Raw genomic sequence first — 17,742 nt, 5'->3', positions numbered from 1 at the left:
AAATTCACAAGATCGAGCGTAGAAGCCATGAACCAAGCGTATGAACCGCTGCACCTGCACGTTCCCGAACCTTCGGGCCGTCCTGGCTGCAAAACCGACTTCTCCTACCTGCGTCTGACCGATGCAGGCACGGTGCGCAAACCCCCAATCGACGTTGAACCCGCCGACACCGCCGACCTGGCCAAGGGCCTGATTCGCGTGCTCGACGACCAGGGCAATGCCCTCGGCCCATGGGCTGAAGGCGTGCCGGCCGAGATCCTGCGTAAAGGCATGCGCGCCATGCTCAAGACGCGGATCTACGACAACCGCATGGTCGTCGCCCAGCGTCAGAAAAAAATGTCGTTCTACATGCAGAGCCTCGGCGAAGAAGCCATCGGCAGCGGCCAGGCCCTGGCCCTGAACGTCGATGACATGTGCTTCCCGACCTACCGTCAGCAAAGCATCCTGATGGCACGCGATGTACCGCTGGTAGACCTGATCTGCCAACTGCTGTCCAACGAGCGCGATCCGCTCAAGGGACGTCAATTGCCGATCATGTATTCGGTCAAGGACTATGGCTTCTTCACCATTTCCGGCAACCTCGCCACCCAATTCGTACAAGGTGTGGGCTGGGGCATGGCCTCGGCGATCAAGGGCGACACCAAAATCGCCTCGGCCTGGATCGGCGATGGCGCCACCGCTGAATCCGACTTCCACACCGCCCTCACCTTCGCTCACGTTTACCGTGCGCCAGTGATCCTCAACGTGGTCAACAACCAGTGGGCGATCTCGACCTTCCAGGCGATTGCCGGTGGTGAAGCCACCACGTTCGCCGGTCGTGGCGTCGGCTGCGGCATTGCCTCCCTGCGGGTCGACGGCAACGATTTCGTCGCGGTCTACGCCGCCTCTGCCTGGGCCGCCGAACGCGCCCGCCGCAACCTCGGCCCGACCATGATCGAATGGGTCACCTACCGCGCCGGTCCTCACTCCACTTCCGATGATCCGTCCAAATACCGTCCTGCCGACGACTGGAGCTACTTCCCGTTGGGCGACCCGATTGCGCGCCTCAAGCAGCACCTGATCAAGATCGGTCAGTGGTCCGAAGAGGAACACGTCGCCGTCAGCGCCGAACTGGAAGCCGAAGTGATTGCCGCGCAAAAAGAAGCCGAGCAGTACGGCACCCTGGCCGGTGGCCAGATTCCAAGCGCCGCGACCATGTTCGAAGACGTCTATAAAGAGATGCCGGAGCACTTGAAGCGCCAGCGTCAAGAGTTGGGGATCTGACATGAACGACCACAACACTAATATTGAGCTGGAAACCGCCATGACCACGACCACCATGACCATGATCCAGGCCCTGCGCTCGGCCATGGATGTGATGCTTGAGCGTGACGACAACGTGGTGGTGTTCGGCCAGGACGTCGGTTACTTCGGCGGCGTGTTCCGCTGCACCGAAGGCCTGCAGACCAAGTACGGCACTTCCCGGGTGTTCGACGCACCGATCTCAGAAAGCGGCATCGTCGGCGTTGCCGTGGGCATGGGTGCCTACGGTCTGCGTCCGGTGGCCGAGATTCAGTTCGCGGATTACGTTTACCCGGCCTCGGACCAGATCATTTCCGAAGCTGCGCGCCTGCGCTATCGCTCGGCCGGCGAGTTCACCGCACCGATGACCCTGCGCATGCCTTGCGGCGGCGGCATCTACGGCGGCCAGACCCACAGCCAAAGTATCGAAGCGATGTTCACCCAGGTCTGCGGCTTGCGCACGGTCATGCCGTCCAACCCTTACGACGCCAAAGGCTTGTTGATCGCCTCCATCGAAAACGATGACCCGGTGATCTTCCTCGAGCCAAAACGCCTGTACAACGGCCCGTTCGACGGCCACCACGACCGCCCGGTAACCCCGTGGTCGAAACACCCGGCCGCCCAGGTCCCGGACGGTTACTACACCGTGCCGCTGGACGTTGCCGCCATCGCCCGTCCCGGCAAGGACGTGACCATCCTGACCTACGGCACCACCGTTTACGTGTCGCAAGTCGCGGCGGAAGAAACCGGGATCGACGCTGAAGTCATCGACCTGCGCAGCCTTTGGCCGCTGGACCTGGACACCATCGTCAAGTCGGTGAAGAAAACCGGCCGCTGCGTGATCGTTCACGAAGCGACCCGCACTTGCGGCTTCGGCGCCGAACTGGTCGCCCTGGTGCAAGAGCATTGCTTCCATCACCTGGAAGCGCCGATCGAACGCGTCACCGGTTGGGACACCCCCTACCCGCACGCGCAAGAGTGGGCGTATTTCCCTGGTCCGTCCCGAGTGGGCGCGGCGTTGAAACGGGTTATGGAGGTCTGAATGGGCACGCACGTTATTAAAATGCCGGACATTGGTGAAGGCATTGCAGAAGTTGAATTGTCGGTGTGGCACGTCAAGGTCGGCGACATGGTCGTCGAAGATCAGGTGCTGGCCGATGTGATGACCGACAAGGCGATGGTCGACATCCCTTCGCCGGTGCATGGCAAGGTGATTGCGCTGGGCGGACAGCCAGGCGAAGTCATGGCGGTGGGCAGCATCCTGATCAGCATTGAAGTCGAAGGCGCAGGCAACGTTAAAGAGTCGGCTCAGCCGGCACCTGTTAGAGAAGCACCGGTTGCGACGCCGAAGGTTGCAGCGGTGGTGGAAAGCAAGCCAGTCGCTGCTGCAGCGCCACGAGCTGCCGTTTGCCAAGGCCCAATGGTGGCTCGCGAGGCCGACGAGCGCCCGCTGGCCTCCCCGGCCGTGCGCAAACATGCGCTGGACCTCGGCATCCAGTTGCGTCTGGTCCGTGGCACCGGCCCTGTCGGTCGCGTACTGCACGAAGACCTCGATGCTTATCTGGCCCAGGCTCAGCAGCCGCAATCGACCGTGGCCGCCGCTTACGCCCAGCGTAACGACGAAGAGCAAATCCAGGTGATCGGCATGCGCCGCAAGATCGCCCAGCGCATGCAGGACGCTACGCAACGCGCCGCTCACTTCAGTTATGTCGAAGAAATCGACGTCACCGCCGTAGAAGAACTGCGCGCACACCTCAACGAAAAACACGGTGCAACCCGTGGCAAGCTGACGTTGCTGCCGTTCCTGGTCCGTGCCCTGGTTGTCGCCCTGCGCGACTTCCCGCAGATCAATGCCCGTTACGACGACGAAGCTCAGGTCATCACCCGCCTCGGCGCGGTTCACGTGGGCATCGCCACCCAAGCCGACATCGGCTTGATGGTGCCGGTGGTGCGTCACGCCGAAGCCCGCAGCCTGTGGGACAACGCTGCCGAAATCTCCCGTTTGGCCACGGCCGCACGGAATGGCAAGGCCGCCCGTGATGAACTGTCTGGCTCGAGCATCACCCTGACCAGCCTCGGCGCCTTGGGCGGCATCGTCAGCACCCCGGTGCTGAACCTGCCGGAAGTGGCGATCGTCGGCGTCAACAAAATCGTCGAACGCCCGATGGTGGTCAAAGGCCAGATCGTGATTCGCAAGATGATGAACCTCTCCAGCTCCTTCGATCACCGCGTGGTCGATGGCATGGACGCGGCGCAATTCATCCAGGCCGTTCGTGGCCTGCTCGAACAACCCGCCACCCTGTTTGTGGACTAATTTTAATGGAGCAGGCATGCAAACCTTGAACACCACGCTGCTGATCATTGGCGGCGGCCCTGGCGGTTATGTGACGGCGATCCGTGCTGGCCAGCTGGGCATCTCGACCATTCTGGTGGAAGGCGAATCGTTGGGCGGTACGTGCCTGAACATCGGCTGCATTCCGTCGAAAGCGTTGATCCATGTCGCCGAACAGTTTCACCAGACACAACACCACAGCCAGCACTCGGCGCTGGGCATCAGCGTCTCCGCGCCAACTCTCGACATCAGCAAGAGCGTCGAGTGGAAGGACGGCATCGTTGATCGCCTGACCACCGGTGTCGCGGCGCTGCTGAAAAAGAACAAAGTCCAGGTCATTCAAGGCTGGGCGAAAGTGATCGACGGCAAAACCGTTGATGTGGGCGACACGCGAATCCAGTGCGAGCACCTGGTGCTGGCCACGGGCTCGAAAAGCGTGAACCTGCCGATGCTGCCGATTGGCGGACCGATCATCTCCTCCACCGAAGCCCTCGCGCCAACATCCGTGCCGAAACGCCTGGTCGTGGTCGGTGGCGGTTACATCGGCCTGGAGCTGGGGATTGCCTATCGCAAACTCGGCGCTGACGTGAGCGTGGTCGAGGCGCAAGAGCGCATTCTGCCGGCCTACGATGCCGAACTGACCCAGCCGGTACACGACGAACTGAAAAAGCTCGGCGTGAAGCTTTACTTGAAGCACAGCGTCCAAGGCTTTGATTCTGCTAGTAATACTCTGAAAGTTCTGCAGCCGGGTGGCGATACCCTGAACCTGGAAACGGATCAGGTGCTGGTGGCCGTCGGTCGCAAGCCGAACACCCAGGGCTGGAACCTTGAAGCGCTGAATCTGGACATGAACGGCTCGGCGATCAAGATCGACAACCGCTGCCAGACCAGCATGCGCAACGTGTACGCCATCGGCGACCTGAGCGGCGAACCGATGCTCGCGCACCGGGCCATGGCTCAGGGCGAGATGGTGGCCGAACTGATCAGCGGCAAATCCCGCGAGTTCAACCCGACCGCCATCGCTGCCGTATGCTTCACCGACCCGGAACTGGTGGTCGTCGGCAAGACCCCGGACGACGTCAAGGCGGCGGGCCTGGACTGCATCGTTTCCAGCTTCCCGTTCGCCGCCAATGGCCGGGCGATGACGCTGGAATCCAAAAGCGGCTTCGTGCGCGTCGTGGCGCGGCGTGACAATCATCTGATTGTCGGCTGGCAAGCGGTGGGTGTGGGCGTTTCGGAGTTGTCGACGGCGTTTGGCCAGAGCCTGGAAATGGGCGCTCGGCTGGAAGACATTGCCGGCACCATCCATGCGCATCCGACGTTGGGTGAAGCGGTGCAGGAAGCGGCGTTGCGTGCCCTTGGCCATGCGCTGCACTTGTAACTGCGATCAACTGTGGCGAGGGAGCTTGCTCCCGCTGGGTCGCGAAGCGGCCCCTCGCTGACTTCCTGACACACCGCGTCGTCCGGATTTGCGGCTGCTTCGCAGCCGAACGGGAGCAAGCTCCCTCGCCACAGGATTTCGAACAATGAAGGATCGGAGGCAAACTTCATGAGCAAGCTAAGAAATCTGCCAATGATCCGATAGTCCGGGCTGCGAAACAGGCCCGGAATGAAGTATTGTTGTCCCCATCCAGAAAAACGTCAGAAGCCTTGAACCGTTTCGGCGGTTGTTAAGTGATAGAGGGTGTCATGGGTAACGAAAGCATCAATTGGGACAAGTTGGGTTTTGACTACATCAAGACAGACAAGCGCTATCTGTCGCACTGGCGTAATGGCGAGTGGGACGCAGGCACCCTGACCGAAGACAACGTGCTGCACATCAGCGAAGGCTCCACTGCCCTTCACTATGGCCAGCAATGCTTCGAGGGCCTGAAGGCCTATCGTTGCAAGGACGGTTCGATCAATCTGTTCCGCCCGGATCAGAACGCCGCCCGCATGCAACGCAGCTGCGCCCGCCTGCTGATGCCGCAGGTGTCCACCGAGCAGTTCGTCGAAGCGTGCAAGGAAGTAGTTCGTGCCAACGAGCGTTTCATCCCGCCTTACGGCACAGGCGGCGCGCTGTACCTGCGGCCATTCGTGATCGGCGTGGGTGACAACATCGGCGTGCGTACTGCGCCCGAGTTCATCTTCTCGATCTTCGCCATTCCGGTCGGCGCCTACTTCAAGGGTGGCCTGACCCCGCACAACTTCCTGATCTCCAGCTACGACCGCGCGGCCCCACAAGGCACCGGTGCAGCCAAGGTCGGTGGCAACTACGCGGCCAGCCTGATGCCAGGTTCCCAGGCCAAGAAAGCCCACTTCGCCGACTGCATCTACCTGGACCCGATGACCCACACCAAAATCGAAGAAGTCGGCTCGGCCAACTTCTTCGGGATCACCCACGACAACAAGTTCGTCACGCCGAACTCGCCGTCGGTACTGCCGGGCATCACCCGTCTGTCGTTGATCGAACTGGCCAAATCGCGTCTGGGCCTGGAAGTGGTTGAAGGTGACGTGTTCATCGACAAGCTGTCCGACTTCAAGGAAGCCGGCGCTTGCGGTACCGCTGCCGTCATCACGCCTATCGGCGGCATCAGCTACAACGACCACCTGCACGTGTTCCATAGCGAAACCGAAGTCGGCCCGGTCACCCAGAAGCTCTACAAAGAGCTGACCGGTGTGCAGACGGGTGACGTCGAAGCGCCAGCGGGCTGGATCGTCAAGGTTTGATCTGACATCCGTGGCATCGAAGCCCTCCATTGCCTTGGCGATGGGGGGCTTTTCTATGAACGATCCCCGGCTTCTCCCCGCGCAATACGTTTGCCTCCCCTGCCCTTGATTCCGCTCGCCTGGCCGTCCTGTTGCTTACCCGTGCGTGCCTGGGTGATCAGCCCCGGAATCAGCGCGCCTTCCGGCAGGTTTTTCCAGAACCGTGCCGGCAAGTGACCTTGCATGACCTTCGGATTCAGACGCGCAGGATTGAAGATGTGGCTGTAATAGGTCAACCACATCTCGCTGTGTGGGTCGTCGACGTTCTGTGCCAGCTGCTGCCATCCCACCGGGCACTGGCGTTGGTGGATCAACTGCTCACCGTCGTAGTAGACCCCGTCCCTGGGCGTCGCAATCAGCCAGCGATGCCGGCCCATGCGCCCGATAAAATGTTCACTGGCACTGTGCAGGATGTCGTGGGCCGGTTCATGCCAGGCGACGTATTGAGGGCCCTCACTTTCAGGCATCGCTACAAAACGCACAAATGCATGTAAGTGATGAGCCTCACGCTGTACCTGTTTGACTCTTCTATGAAATTCACTGCCTAGCTTATCGCCGGCCAGCATCGCGGTACGGTCACCATGACTGACCCGCCACAGCACTTCGTACAGCAGACTCCAGCGTTGATCACCCCGATAACGAGCGGCGCGCTCAAGGGTGTCCAACAGCGTTCGCGGTATTCGGGCGTGAAACGGACCCTGGGTTTGAGGTGGCGCATCGTCGCTGACGAACAGATCGGAGACGCCTTCACTGGCCCAACTCACGCGGCTCGGGTCGACCTCATGACTGAGCAGCCAGCGTGCCTGCTGACGCCAGGTGTCGAACAGGTCATCGCAATCCAGACTGATCATCCCCATAACCCCATTTGTTGCGGCTGCGGCCGGTCGCGCAATTGCTGATACAGCAAATGACTGGTGACCTCGGCCTGCTGCGGGTGGTAATCGCTGGTGATGAAGAACGGCTTGGCTTTGGCCAGCACGCAGCGCATTCGGGCCAGGTCTTCGTAGCGAATACGGCGCTGACGGCGCAACTCCACCAGCCGCTCGGTGGTGCGCAGGCCGATACCGGGAATGCGCGCGATCAACGAGGCCTCGGCGCGATTGAGGTCGAGCGGGAAGACCTCGCGGTTCTCCAGTGCCCACGCCAGTTTCGGGTCGATGTCGAGCGCCAGGTGCCCGGGCCCCTTGAACAACTCGCCTGCGGTGAAGCCGTAGCTGCGCAACAGGAAGTCCGCCTGGTACAAACGGTGCTCGCGCATCAGCGGCGGCGCGGCCAGCGGCACACTTTTCGGGCTGTTGGGGATAGGGCTGAATGCCGAGTAATAGACTCGCCGCAAACTGAAATTGCCATACAGCGCCTGGGCGCTGTGGAGAATAGTGCTGTCATCGGTGTCATCGGCGCCGACAATCATCTGCGTGCTCTGCCCGGCCGGGGCAAATTTCGGTGCGCGGGGCTCATTGAGCACGGTCTGGACACCGGTGTAGATGGTTTTCATCGCTTGTTTGATCGAGCCCAACTGTTTCTCCGGCGCCAGGGTTTGCAGGCTGGCGTCAGTGGGCAGTTCAATATTCACGCTCAAGCGATCGGCGTAGCGCCCTGCTTCTTCGATCAACGCCGGATCGGCTTCGGGAATGGTCTTGAGATGGATATAACCCCGGAACTCATGGTCTTCGCGCAGCAGTTTGGCCACGCGGATCATCTGCTCCATCGTGTAATCGGCCGAGCGAATGATCCCGGAACTGAGAAACAACCCGCTGACACAGTTGCGTCGGTAGAAATCCAGGGTCAGCGTCACCACTTCTTCCGGCGTGAAGCGTGCGCGCGGCACGTCGCTGGAACGTCGATTGACGCAATACTGGCAGTCATAGAGACAGAAATTGGTCAGCAGAACCTTCAGCAACGACACGCAGCGCCCGTCTGGTGTGTAGCTGTGGCAAATGCCCATGCCGTCGGTCGAGCCCAGTCCGCTCTTGCCCTCGGAACTACGCTTCGGCGCGCCACTGCTGGCGCACGACGCGTCATACTTGGCGGCGTCGGCGAGAATGCTGAGCTTATCGATGAGTTCCATGGGTCACGCCTTTTACTGTGTGGATATACAGTATAGGGTCGACCTTCAAGGCACAAGCTGTCAACGAACCCTTGGTCGGGTCAGATCACATCCTGTGCAGGCAGCGGTTGGCGTTGATCGCGGACGGGTTGCACGGTTGGCTGTGCCAGCGTCAGGTCGAACCGTGCACCAAATTCCTTGCTCCCCAGCGCCGTCAATGCCAGCGCCCGGCTGTCCAGATCCTGCGTCACCCATTTGCGCTTGATCGCCGTTTGCAGCACCGCCGCCCCCAGCGAACCGCCCAGATGCGGGCGGCGCATGCTCCAGTCCAGGCACGGGCAAGCAAAGCGGCGACGCAAGGTGCTCAGGTCGTTGACTTCGATACCCAGCCCTTGCATCAACATCTCGCCACTCTCACTCAGGCGATAAGCCTGCTCGTCGGTTTCCAGCAACCAGCCTTTTTCAAGCATCCGGTCATGCAGCAACACCGCCAGCGTCCCGGCCATGTGATCGTAGCAAGTGCGGGCGAATTGCAGCCGATCCGGTGTACGCGAGTTGAACGTCGGGGCAGTGTTCTGGCCGATCACCATCAGCGCCTCCAGCGCTTGGGCCACTCGCTTGTCGGCGAGGCTGTAATAGCGATGGCGGCCCTGCACGTGCAAACGCAGCAGCGCCAGCTCCTTGAGCTTGGCCAGGTGCGCGCTGGCGGTGGAAGCGCTGACTTCAGCAATCGCCGCCAGCTCGGTGCTGGTGCGCGCGTGGCCATCCATCAGCGAACAGAGGATTTTCGTCCGGGCCGGTTCCGCGATGGCCGCAGCCACTTGAGAGACGCCGATGTCGTGTTGTTCTACGTTCATATTTCGCTCCCGGACGAATCGAGACCCTGTCGAGCGGGAGATAGTAGCAACACTTTCCCCACCACGAACAAGGCTGCGACCCATGGACCCGATCATCGCTGCGACTCATGCCGATCCCTATCCCTATTACGCCCGGCTGCGCGCCGAGGGTGGGCTGGTGTTTCACCAAGCACTGAAATTGTGGGTGGCGAGCAGCGCCCAGACCGTTGCTGCGGTGCTGGCGCATCCGGATTGTCATGTTCGGCCGGCCGCTGAGCCGGTGCCCAAAGCGATTGCCGACGGCATGGCCGGCAAGGTATTTGGGCAATTGATGCGGATGAATGAGGGCGAGCGTCAGCGTTGCCCGAGGTCGGCGATTCAGCCGGGTTTGGCGATGATTGATGTGGACGAGGTCAATGCGCTGGTGAGCGCGCGGCTGATCACGCCGGATGCCGATGGACTGTACAACGCCATGTTCCGCGGGCCGGTTTGCGTGGTGGCGGCGTTGTTGGGGTTTTCACCGGCGCAGGGCCGGACGATCAGCGAATTGACGGCGGATTTTGTCGCGTGCCTGTCGCCGCTCAGCGATTCGCTGCAATTGGAGACTGCCCACGCTGCAGCGGAGCAGTTAAGGGGGTGTTTCATTGAGTTGCTGGATAATTCGGGCAATAAAAGCTCACTGCTCGCCGGGATTCGGGCGCGCTTCGAAGGCGATCCGCAAACGTTGATTGCCAATCTGATTGGACTGTTTTCCCAGGCATATGAAGCCACTGCCGGGCTGATTGGCAATGCGATATTGACACTGATTCGAAACACATCGTTATTACGCGATTCGACGCACGTTGACGACTTGATCGCCGATGTTCAGCGTTTCGACCCTCCGATTCAGAACACCCGACGGTTTGTTGCGGCATCGTGTGAGATCGCGGGTGTGAGCCTCAGTTCGGGCGATGTAATTTTGGTGTTGTTGGCCTCGGCGAACCGGGATCCGCAGCTCAATGATGATCCCGACGCGTTCATTCTGGATCGCCCGCAACGGCGCAGCTTTACCTTTGGCGCCGGACGGCATCAATGTCCGGGGCGGCAGTTGGCGTCAAGCATTGCCAGCGCTACGTTACGGGAGATCCTGGCGCATCACCCTGCGCTGGATCGATTGACCTGGGAGTACCGGCCTTCGCTGAATGGGCGTATTCCGGTCTTTCGCGACTTGCCGTAAGACCGCGTCATCGTTCTTCGCGAGCAAGCCCGCGCCCACAGGATTCTCTGTCGTTCACAACTATTGAGTCACCGGAGATCCCCTGTGTGAGCGAGCCTGCTCGCGATGAGGGCCTAAAAACCGCTACATCATCTGGATCCGCAGTTCACCGCCCTGTCACCCAATCGATCCGCAACAAACTCGACAAACGCCTTCAGCTTCGGCAGTGACTTCCTCGAGCGTGGATACACCATCTGCACCGGCTTGGGCGGCGGAACATAGGCGCCCATGATTCGAACCAACTCACCGCTCGCCAACGCCGCCGCCACCAGAAAATCAGGCTGCATCAAAATCCCCTCCCCGGCCACGGCCGCCTGCAACAACACCTGACCGTCATTGCTCTTCAACACCGCGCCTTCAGGCCAGGGCACTTCGCTGGTGCCGTTCCTCAGGGGCCAGGCAAACCGGTTGTTCCAGGACGTATGAGTGAGAATTCGGTGCCGGTGCAAGTCCTCGGGGGACTTCGGTTCCTGCCATTTTTCCAGGTACCGGGGCGAGGCGCAGATCACCATGCGATACGGCGGCAACGGCGTGGCCAGCAGGTTGACGCCAATCAGCTCGGAAATCCTGAACGCCAGATCGAATGACGTCTCGTACAGATCGATCACTTCATTGCTCAAAATCAGCTCGACCTGAATCTGCGGATAACACTGCATGAATTCGGCCACCAGCGGCCCGACCAGGGAAACGCCGAGACTCATCGGCGCGGTGATGCGCAGCAGGCCGCTGGGCTCCAGGTTGGACGCTTCCACCCGACTGAACGCGTACTTCACCTGTTCCAGGGCCAGTTTGGCTTCTTCGTAAAACAGCCGCCCTTCGGCCGTGATGGATTGCCGCCGGGTGGTGCGTTTAATCAGCTGGGTAGGTCGGGGAACGTCGATCGTCAAATCGTATTCGGTCTTGTCTGATCGGGACACGTCAGCGGACAGCACCGTACGATTGACCCAGGACGCACTGACGTTATTGGGTAGCAACGCCGTCGTTCACGCGTCAGAGATTGTGATTGACGGCAGTCAGCTGGGTGACGGTTACGGACTGCCGACGCCCGCCATGCTCGACGCGGTGCGCCTGATGGCTCGCGCTGAAGGCGTGTTGATTGATCCGGTGTATTCCGGGAAGGCGTTTGCCGGGCTGTTGGGTGATCTCAGGCAAGGACGCTTCCAGCGCGGTGACAATCTGCTGTTTGTGATGACCGGAGGAACGCCAGGTTTGTATGCGTATCGGGAGACGTTTCAGCTCTGATCCGAAAGGCTAGCGGGAATCTGTGGTGAGGGAGCCCTCCCTCATCATAATTTGCAACACCAATCCAATATTTCAGAAAAAACCTACATCCATTTAATGCCCATTGCTATAGCGTCCGCATCGTTTACAAAAGTTGAAACAAGGACGCTCATGACTAGCAAGACAGACACACCTGCAGCTCAACTCCCAGCGTCAGGCGACGGGCACCAGGCTTGCAACACCTGCCAGGACCCATCGGGAATAGATCTGCAGACCCACTATGTTTTTTGGATCAGTGGATTCTCAAAAGGTGATGATGAGGGTGACTTCTTAAGGTACGAACTGACCGTTCTGCCTGAATTTGAAGACGTGATAATGAGTGTACTTGGCTGGAACTGGACGAGCCCCATGAAAGACAGGACACCGTTTCCCCCTTAAGATAAGAGATAGGCAAACGGTTATGTATATGACTAATAGTAGTGATAAGGGTGGGGAGCTGCTGGGCCAGGAGCGTCGTCGCCGTTGGAGCCCAGAGCAAAAGCTGGCGATGGTTCGCGAGAGTCTGCAACCAGGACAAAGTGTTTCGGTCGTGGCCCGGCGCCATGGCGTGAATGCCAACCAACTCTTCCAATGGCGCAAGCTTTATCAGAATGGCAGCCTCTCGGCGGTCAGTGCCGGAGAGACCGTAGTGCCGGCTTCTGAATTGGCCGACGCACTCAAACAGATCCGTGAGTTACAACGGATGCTGGGCAAGAAAACCATGCAAGTCGAGATCCTTCAGGAAGCCGTGGAGATTGCTCGGTCGCGAAAATGGATTGCGCACTCACCCTTGTTGCCGGGGGACGACCTGTGAAGCTGATCAGTGAAAGTCTCGGTGTAGCGCGCTCGCAATTAACGGTTCGACTCAAGCCAGCTGCACGGCCCGCAAGGCGTCGTCCAAGAATGGACGATGCCGCTTTGGTCAAAGAGATTCAGTCTGAAGTCAGTGAGTTGCCCAGCTATGGCTACCGCCGTGTGTGGGGTTTGCTCCGTCGTCGGCGCGAACAACAAAGTCAGGCGCCAATCAACGTCAAACGGGTCTATCGCGTGATGCGCGATCATCAGTTACTGCTGGAGCGTCGAATTAAACAGCCCGGAGTGGCGCGCCGCCATGAAGGCCGCATCGCAGTGGCCACCAGCGATACCCGCTGGTGCTCTGACGGGTTTGAGTTTCGCTGTGAAGACGGCGACAAGCTGAGCGTGACCTTCGCCCTGGACTGCTGCGACCGCGAAGCCATCGGCTGGGTGGCCAGCCCGACGGGGTACAGCGGCGACGATATCCGCGATCTGATGCTGGAAGCGGTGGAAACACGCTTCGGTGAAGAACCGCCTGCCACCCCGGTGCAATGGCTGAGCGATAACGGCTCGGCCTACATCGCTGAACAGACACGCCAGTTTGCCCGACAGATCGGTTTACAGCCGGTGACGACACCGGTGCGCAGCCCGCAGAGCAACGGCATGGCCGAGAGCTTCGTTAAAACGATGAAGCGCGACTACGTCGCGCACATGCCCAAACCTGACCGGGAAACCGCCTTGCGCAACCTGACGGTTGCCTTTGAGCATTACAACGAGGAGCATCCGCACAGCGCTCTAAAATACCGTTCACCGCGGGAGTTTAGGCGTTTGGCAGCGGCATCAATTTAACGGGGTATTGGTGTCCGGTTTAGCAGGGGCCAGTCCAGGAACAATCTTGATGAAAGCGCCTATGGAGATTGTTTACTGACTGCCGAACAAATTATAAAAATCGCCATAGCCATTGATGTGCAGCTACCGACTGACCTGGACCTGTTCATAGGCGTGCGGGAATAGTGGGGAAAGCTGTTTGATTGCGGCGAGGGGCTTGCCTCCTCGCTGCACATGCCATTTCTGCCCACGCGCCAATCAATCATCCCGCGTCAGCACTTCCAGCAATTCGATCTCAAAAATCAAATTCGAATTCGACGTGATCGCCCCCATCGTCCGCTCGCCGTAGGCCAAATGCGCCGGCACCAGCAACTTGCGCTTGCCGCCGACCTGCATGCCCATGATTCCCTGATCCCAGCCTTTGATCACCCTCCCCGTGCCAATCACGCACTGGAACGGTTTGCCACGGCTGTAGGACGAATCGAATTCGGTGCCGTCTTCCAGCCAGCCGCGGTATTGGGTGGTTATCATTGCGCCTTTGACGGCGGCTTTGCCGTCGCCCACTTCAAGATCGATTACCTGCAATTCATCATTCATCACGTTCACTCTATTGTTCCCTCACCCGACAGGGTGTAATGGGCGCCGTTTTCCCAGAATTGTGCGCCATTGGCAACCCATACGAGCGGTTCCCGGCATTAACCTCAACTAAGATAAGCAACACCACGGCACACGGACCAATACGACACGATGGCAATTTTTGAATGAATGACGTCTGGCCCAGTGCGGCCATCGGCTCAGTGATGCTTGCCCTGATCATTGCGCTGATCTGCCGCGAGCGCTCGCTGCGAAAGCAGTTGGCCGAGCATCGCGCGCTGATTGCCAGCCTGTCCGAAGGCCTGCACATCCGCCAGGACGGCGACGCCGAGCGTTTCAAGCGCAGCCAATACTTCGCCCGCATCGGCACCTGGGACTGGGATGTCGACACCGACAAACTCTACTGGTCGGACGCGATCTACGGAATGTTCGGTTTCAAGATCGGCGAGGTGACGCCCTCCTACGCACTGTTCTGCGCCTGCGTACACCCGGACGACCGGGCCAACGTCCGGGCCGGGGAGTTGCGATGCCTGGAAACCGGTGAAAACCATGACGAGGAATACCGCGTGGTCTGGCCCGACGGCAGCATTCGCTGGCTGCGGGAAACCGGCAACGTGGTCAAGAACGACCATGACGCCACCATCAAGATGATGGGTGTGGTACGCGACATCACCGAGGAAAAAGCCTCGGCCAGTTACCTGCAACACCTCGCTCATTACGACCCGTTGACCGGCCTGCCCAATCGCCTGGTGCTTGAAGAGCGCCTGTGCGAAGCGCTCGAACAGGCACGCGTCAGCGCCACACGGGTGGCGTTGGTGTTTGTCGATCTCAACGGGTTCAAGGCAATCAACGACCACTACGGTCATGCGGCCGGCGACCGGGTGCTGATCACTACCGCTACGCGGTTGAAGAAAATCCTGCGCTCAACCGACACCGTCGCCCGGATCGGCGGCGATGAATTCGTGGTCATTCTGCAAGGGTTGCCCCAAGGCGTCAGCCTGCAAGACGAGGCTCGCACCATCTGCCAGAAAATCTTCGTTGAACTGTCACCGCCGATCACCATCGGCAACGACCAGCGCCACATCGGCACCAGCCTGGGGGTCGCGGTGTTCCCGGACCACGCGCCGAGCATGGACCGGTTGATTCATATTGCCGATCTGGCGATGTATGAGGCTAAGCGGAGCGGGAATAATCAGTACCGGTTGGGCACTGAAAGCCCGGTGCGCGCTCACAGCGAATAGTCCGTTCGACCTAACGCTCCACCGGCGTGATGTCCACAATCGTGCCGTTGGTGACCATCACCATCATGTATTTGTCATTGATCTGCACCCACTGCGCCTGTTCCTTCGGTGCTTTCAGGCCTTTCGCTTTCCAGTTACGCAGTGCTTTTTCAGTGCGTTGGTAGACGTCCGGCGCGCGGTCGCCGACCACCAGTTCGCGGGTGTTATTGACACCGGGCTGGACGGTTTTTGCGGGTGGGTCATCCGCCTGAACGAGGGGGCTGATACCGGCGAGGCCTGCGACAAGGGCGAGGCTGGCGATAAGGGTCTTGTTGTTCATCGATGAACCTCCAGTAAATTCGTGGCACCTGTACTCCGACTGCGCCTGTGTTGAATCATTCCTTACTGTCGGGATGATTCTGCAGTGGACTGAGCGTATGTAGCTCGGGGGATGGCGCATATTGAGGGGTTTATCTGAGTCACTGGTTGTCCATTCGGCCGCTTTCGCGAGCGAGCCCGCTCCCACAGTCGACCGAGTTGTCCAGACGAACACGGTCAAAATGTGGGAGCGGGCTTGCTCGCGAAAGCGACCTATCAGTCAACATCAATTCATGCCCATGGCTGACGCCCGAAGCCTCACCCTTTATCCTTGGCACTCCGCCGTACCGAGTAGATGGAGTTTTGTCATGCCCCATGAAGGCAACCTGTTGCAAGCCGCTGTCGTGTTTCTGTTCGCAGCAGTGCTCACCGTGCCCTTGGCCAAACGTCTGCAATTGGGAGCCGTGCTGGGTTATCTGTTTGCCGGGGTCATTATCGGGCCGTCCGTACTGGGTTTGATCGGCAATCCACAAAGCGTCAGCCACATCTCCGAGCTCGGCGTGGTGTTGCTGCTATTCATCATCGGCCTGGAATTGTCGCCGCGTCGCTTGTGGGTGATGCGTAAATCGGTGTTTGGCGTGGGCCTGGCGCAGGTGTTGCTGACCGCTTCGGTGATCGGCGTGCTGGCGCTGTTTGTCTTCGGCCAGCCGCTGAACAGCGCCATCGTCCTCGGCCTTGGCCTGGCGCTGTCGTCCACCGCGTTTGGCCTGCAAAGCCTGGCCGAGCGCAAGGAACTGACCAGCCCTCATGGACGCTTGGCGTTCGCGATTCTGCTGTTCCAGGACATCGCCGCGATCCCGTTGATTGCCATGGTGCCGCTGCTGGCGGGCGGCGATCACACCACCACGGCGGCCGAGGATTTGAATCACGGCCTGCGGGTGTTGGGCAGCATCGCGGTGGTGGTGATCGGCGGGCGGTATCTGCTGCGTCCGGTGTTTCGCGTGGTGGCCAAGACCGGTTTGCCCGAAGTGTCCACTGCCACTGCGTTGCTGGTGGTGATCGGCACGGCGTGGCTGATGGACCTGGTGGGCGTGTCGATGGCGCTCGGGGCGTTCCTCGCCGGGTTGCTGCTGGCGGACTCTGAATACCGTCACGAACTGGAAGCGCAGATCGAACCGTTCAAGGGCCTGTTGCTGGGGCTGTTTTTCATCAGCGTCGGCATGGGCGCCAACCTGAGCCTGCTGCTCAGCGCGCCGATCACGGTGCTGGGCCTGACCCTGTTGCTGATCGCAATCAAACTGCCGCTGCTGTTTGTAGTGGGCCGATTGGCCGGCGGGTTGGGCAAAGTCAGCGCAATACGCTTGGGCATTGTGCTGGCGGCCGGTGGTGAATTCGCGTTTGTGGTGTTCAAGATTGGTCGCGACCAGGGTTTGTTCGAGGCGCGCCTGTACGATTTGCTGGTGCTGACGATCACCCTGTCCATGGCCGTCACACCGCTGTTGCTGCTGCTGTGCGCCCGCCTGTATTCGCCGAAGGTGCAGCCCGTGGTGGTGCCGGAGAAATTCCGCGAAATCGACACCGACACCCCGCGCGTGGTGATCGCCGGCATGGGCCGGATGGGGCAGATCGTGGCGCGGATTCTGCGGGCACAAAACATCAAGTTCGTGGCGCTGGACACCTCGGTGGAAACCATCGAACTGTCCCGCAGCTTCGGCGGCGTGCCGGTGTTCTACGGCGATCCGATGCGCCCGGAAATCCTCAGCGCGGCCAAGGTCGAGCAGGCGGAATACTTTGTCATCGCCACCGATGACCCGGACACCAACATCAAGACCGCCGAGGTGGTGCACAAGCTCTATCCGCACATCAAAATCATCGCCCGGGCCCGTAACCGTCAGCATGTGCACCGGTTGGTGGACCTCGGCGCCGAGGCGATTCGCGAAACCTATTATTCGAGCCTGGAAATGAGCCGCCGCACCCTGGTCGGACTGGGCCTGACCCAGGCGCAAGCCGACGCGCGGATCAAGCGCTTCAAGCATCACGATGAACAGGTGCTGGAGGCTCAGCATGCGGTTTATGACGATGCGGCGAAGGTGCTGCAGACCGCCCAGGAAGCCCGGGCGGAGTTGGCGCGGTTGTTTGAGGCGGATCAGATGGAGGAGCGGGAAGCGGGTAAGGTTTGAGTTATTGGGTGATGGTGATGCCGCCTTCGCGGGCAAGCCTCGCTCCTA

At 60.2% G+C, this 17,742-nt stretch carries 17 protein-coding genes and 1 pseudogene; 12 read left to right on the top strand and 6 right to left on the bottom strand.

Annotated features, from left to right (window positions below; translation table 11 throughout):
* Positions 1-27: 27 nt before the first annotated feature.
* The 5 genes from ACA068_RS13295 to ACA068_RS13275 all read left to right on the top strand — a co-directional run bounded on the left by ACA068_RS13295 (position 28) and on the right by ACA068_RS13275 (position 6,322).
* A complete protein-coding gene (locus ACA068_RS13295) occupies positions 28-1,263 on the top strand; it encodes a 3-methyl-2-oxobutanoate dehydrogenase (2-methylpropanoyl-transferring) subunit alpha (RefSeq protein ID WP_497310232.1) in 1,236 nt (411 codons plus the stop codon).
* Between the two features lies 1 nt (position 1,264).
* Positions 1,265-2,323: an alpha-ketoacid dehydrogenase subunit beta gene (locus ACA068_RS13290; RefSeq protein WP_497310231.1), complete on the top strand. Its 1,059-nt coding sequence runs from the start codon at positions 1,265-1,267 to the stop codon at positions 2,321-2,323.
* On the top strand, positions 2,324-3,595 hold the full coding sequence (locus ACA068_RS13285; RefSeq protein ID WP_497310230.1) for a dihydrolipoamide acetyltransferase family protein: 1,272 nt from the start codon (positions 2,324-2,326) through the stop codon (positions 3,593-3,595).
* A gap of 16 nt (positions 3,596-3,611) precedes the next feature.
* Positions 3,612-4,994 carry a dihydrolipoyl dehydrogenase gene (gene lpdA / locus ACA068_RS13280; RefSeq protein WP_497310229.1) on the top strand — a complete coding sequence of 461 codons (1,383 nt, stop codon included), beginning with the start codon at positions 3,612-3,614 and terminating at the stop codon, positions 4,992-4,994.
* A 308-nt stretch (positions 4,995-5,302) separates the two neighbouring features.
* Complete coding sequence (locus tag ACA068_RS13275) at positions 5,303-6,322, top strand: branched-chain amino acid aminotransferase (RefSeq protein ID WP_497310228.1); 1,020 nt, start codon at positions 5,303-5,305, stop codon at positions 6,320-6,322.
* A gap of 53 nt (positions 6,323-6,375) precedes the next feature.
* Here ACA068_RS13275 and ACA068_RS13270 read toward each other — a convergent pair whose 3' ends face one another.
* From ACA068_RS13270 to ACA068_RS13260, 3 genes are all read right to left on the bottom strand, one after another.
* Positions 6,376-7,212 (bottom strand): TIGR03915 family putative DNA repair protein, encoded by an 837-nt coding sequence (locus ACA068_RS13270; protein WP_497310227.1) that lies wholly within the window; start codon positions 7,210-7,212, stop codon positions 6,376-6,378.
* Positions 7,209-8,429 carry a putative DNA modification/repair radical SAM protein gene (locus ACA068_RS13265; RefSeq protein ID WP_497310226.1) on the bottom strand — a complete coding sequence of 407 codons (1,221 nt, stop codon included), beginning with the start codon at positions 8,427-8,429 and terminating at the stop codon, positions 7,209-7,211. Before ACA068_RS13265 ends, ACA068_RS13270 begins: the two co-directional genes overlap by 4 nt.
* 80 nt (positions 8,430-8,509) lie before the next feature.
* Positions 8,510-9,265, bottom strand: a complete 756-nt coding sequence (locus ACA068_RS13260; RefSeq protein WP_497310225.1) for an ArsR/SmtB family transcription factor — start codon at positions 9,263-9,265, stop codon at positions 8,510-8,512.
* 82 nt (positions 9,266-9,347) lie between these two features.
* Between ACA068_RS13260 and ACA068_RS13255 the strand changes: the two genes are divergently transcribed.
* Complete coding sequence (locus ACA068_RS13255) at positions 9,348-10,460, top strand: cytochrome P450 (protein WP_497310224.1); 1,113 nt, start codon at positions 9,348-9,350, stop codon at positions 10,458-10,460.
* A 128-nt stretch (positions 10,461-10,588) separates the two neighbouring features.
* Here ACA068_RS13255 and ACA068_RS13250 read toward each other — a convergent pair whose 3' ends face one another.
* Positions 10,589-11,416 carry a LysR substrate-binding domain-containing protein gene (locus ACA068_RS13250; RefSeq protein ID WP_497310223.1) on the bottom strand — a complete coding sequence of 276 codons (828 nt, stop codon included), beginning with the start codon at positions 11,414-11,416 and terminating at the stop codon, positions 10,589-10,591.
* Here ACA068_RS13250 and ACA068_RS13245 point away from each other — a divergent pair.
* From ACA068_RS13245 to ACA068_RS13230, 4 genes and pseudogenes are all read left to right on the top strand, one after another.
* A pseudogene (locus tag ACA068_RS13245) lies at positions 11,361-11,741 on the top strand (pyridoxal-phosphate dependent enzyme); the annotation flags it as partial. The gene ACA068_RS13250 and the pseudogene ACA068_RS13245 overlap by 56 nt on opposite strands.
* Positions 11,742-11,837: 96 nt before the next feature.
* Positions 11,838-12,158 (top strand): pyocin S6 family toxin immunity protein, encoded by a 321-nt coding sequence (locus ACA068_RS13240; RefSeq protein WP_497310589.1) that lies wholly within the window; start codon positions 11,838-11,840, stop codon positions 12,156-12,158.
* 28 nt (positions 12,159-12,186) lie between these two features.
* A protein-coding gene (locus tag ACA068_RS13235) for an IS3 family transposase (protein ID WP_497304932.1) occupies positions 12,187-13,403 on the top strand; the annotation gives its coding sequence in 2 pieces (ribosomal slippage) (positions 12,187-12,532 and positions 12,532-13,403; 1,218 coding nt in all).
* A gap of 6 nt (positions 13,404-13,409) precedes the next feature.
* Complete coding sequence (locus ACA068_RS13230) at positions 13,410-13,568, top strand: pyocin S6 family toxin immunity protein (RefSeq protein WP_497310588.1); 159 nt, start codon at positions 13,410-13,412, stop codon at positions 13,566-13,568.
* Positions 13,569-13,640: 72 nt separating this feature from the next.
* On the opposite strand, the gene ACA068_RS13225 is transcribed toward ACA068_RS13230, so the two are convergent.
* Positions 13,641-13,979: an FKBP-type peptidyl-prolyl cis-trans isomerase gene (locus ACA068_RS13225; RefSeq protein ID WP_497310587.1), complete on the bottom strand. Its 339-nt coding sequence runs from the start codon at positions 13,977-13,979 to the stop codon at positions 13,641-13,643.
* A gap of 164 nt (positions 13,980-14,143) precedes the next feature.
* On the opposite strand from ACA068_RS13225, the gene ACA068_RS13220 reads away from it, so the two are divergent.
* Positions 14,144-15,217, top strand: a complete 1,074-nt coding sequence (locus tag ACA068_RS13220; protein WP_497310222.1) for a diguanylate cyclase domain-containing protein — start codon at positions 14,144-14,146, stop codon at positions 15,215-15,217.
* A gap of 10 nt (positions 15,218-15,227) precedes the next feature.
* Here ACA068_RS13220 and ACA068_RS13215 read toward each other — a convergent pair whose 3' ends face one another.
* A complete protein-coding gene (locus tag ACA068_RS13215; RefSeq protein WP_497310221.1) occupies positions 15,228-15,536 on the bottom strand; it encodes an RcnB family protein in 309 nt (102 codons plus the stop codon).
* Between the two features lie 346 nt (positions 15,537-15,882).
* Here ACA068_RS13215 and ACA068_RS13210 point away from each other — a divergent pair, with 346 nt between their 5' ends.
* A complete protein-coding gene (locus ACA068_RS13210) occupies positions 15,883-17,694 on the top strand; it encodes a monovalent cation:proton antiporter-2 (CPA2) family protein (RefSeq protein ID WP_497310220.1) in 1,812 nt (603 codons plus the stop codon).
* Positions 17,695-17,742 lie beyond the last annotated feature (48 nt).

It is taken from the genome of Pseudomonas sp. LBUM1660 (assembly GCF_059695935.1).
The sequence above is the reverse complement of the archived record's forward strand: the minus strand, read 5'-3'. Positions and strand labels throughout refer to the sequence as shown.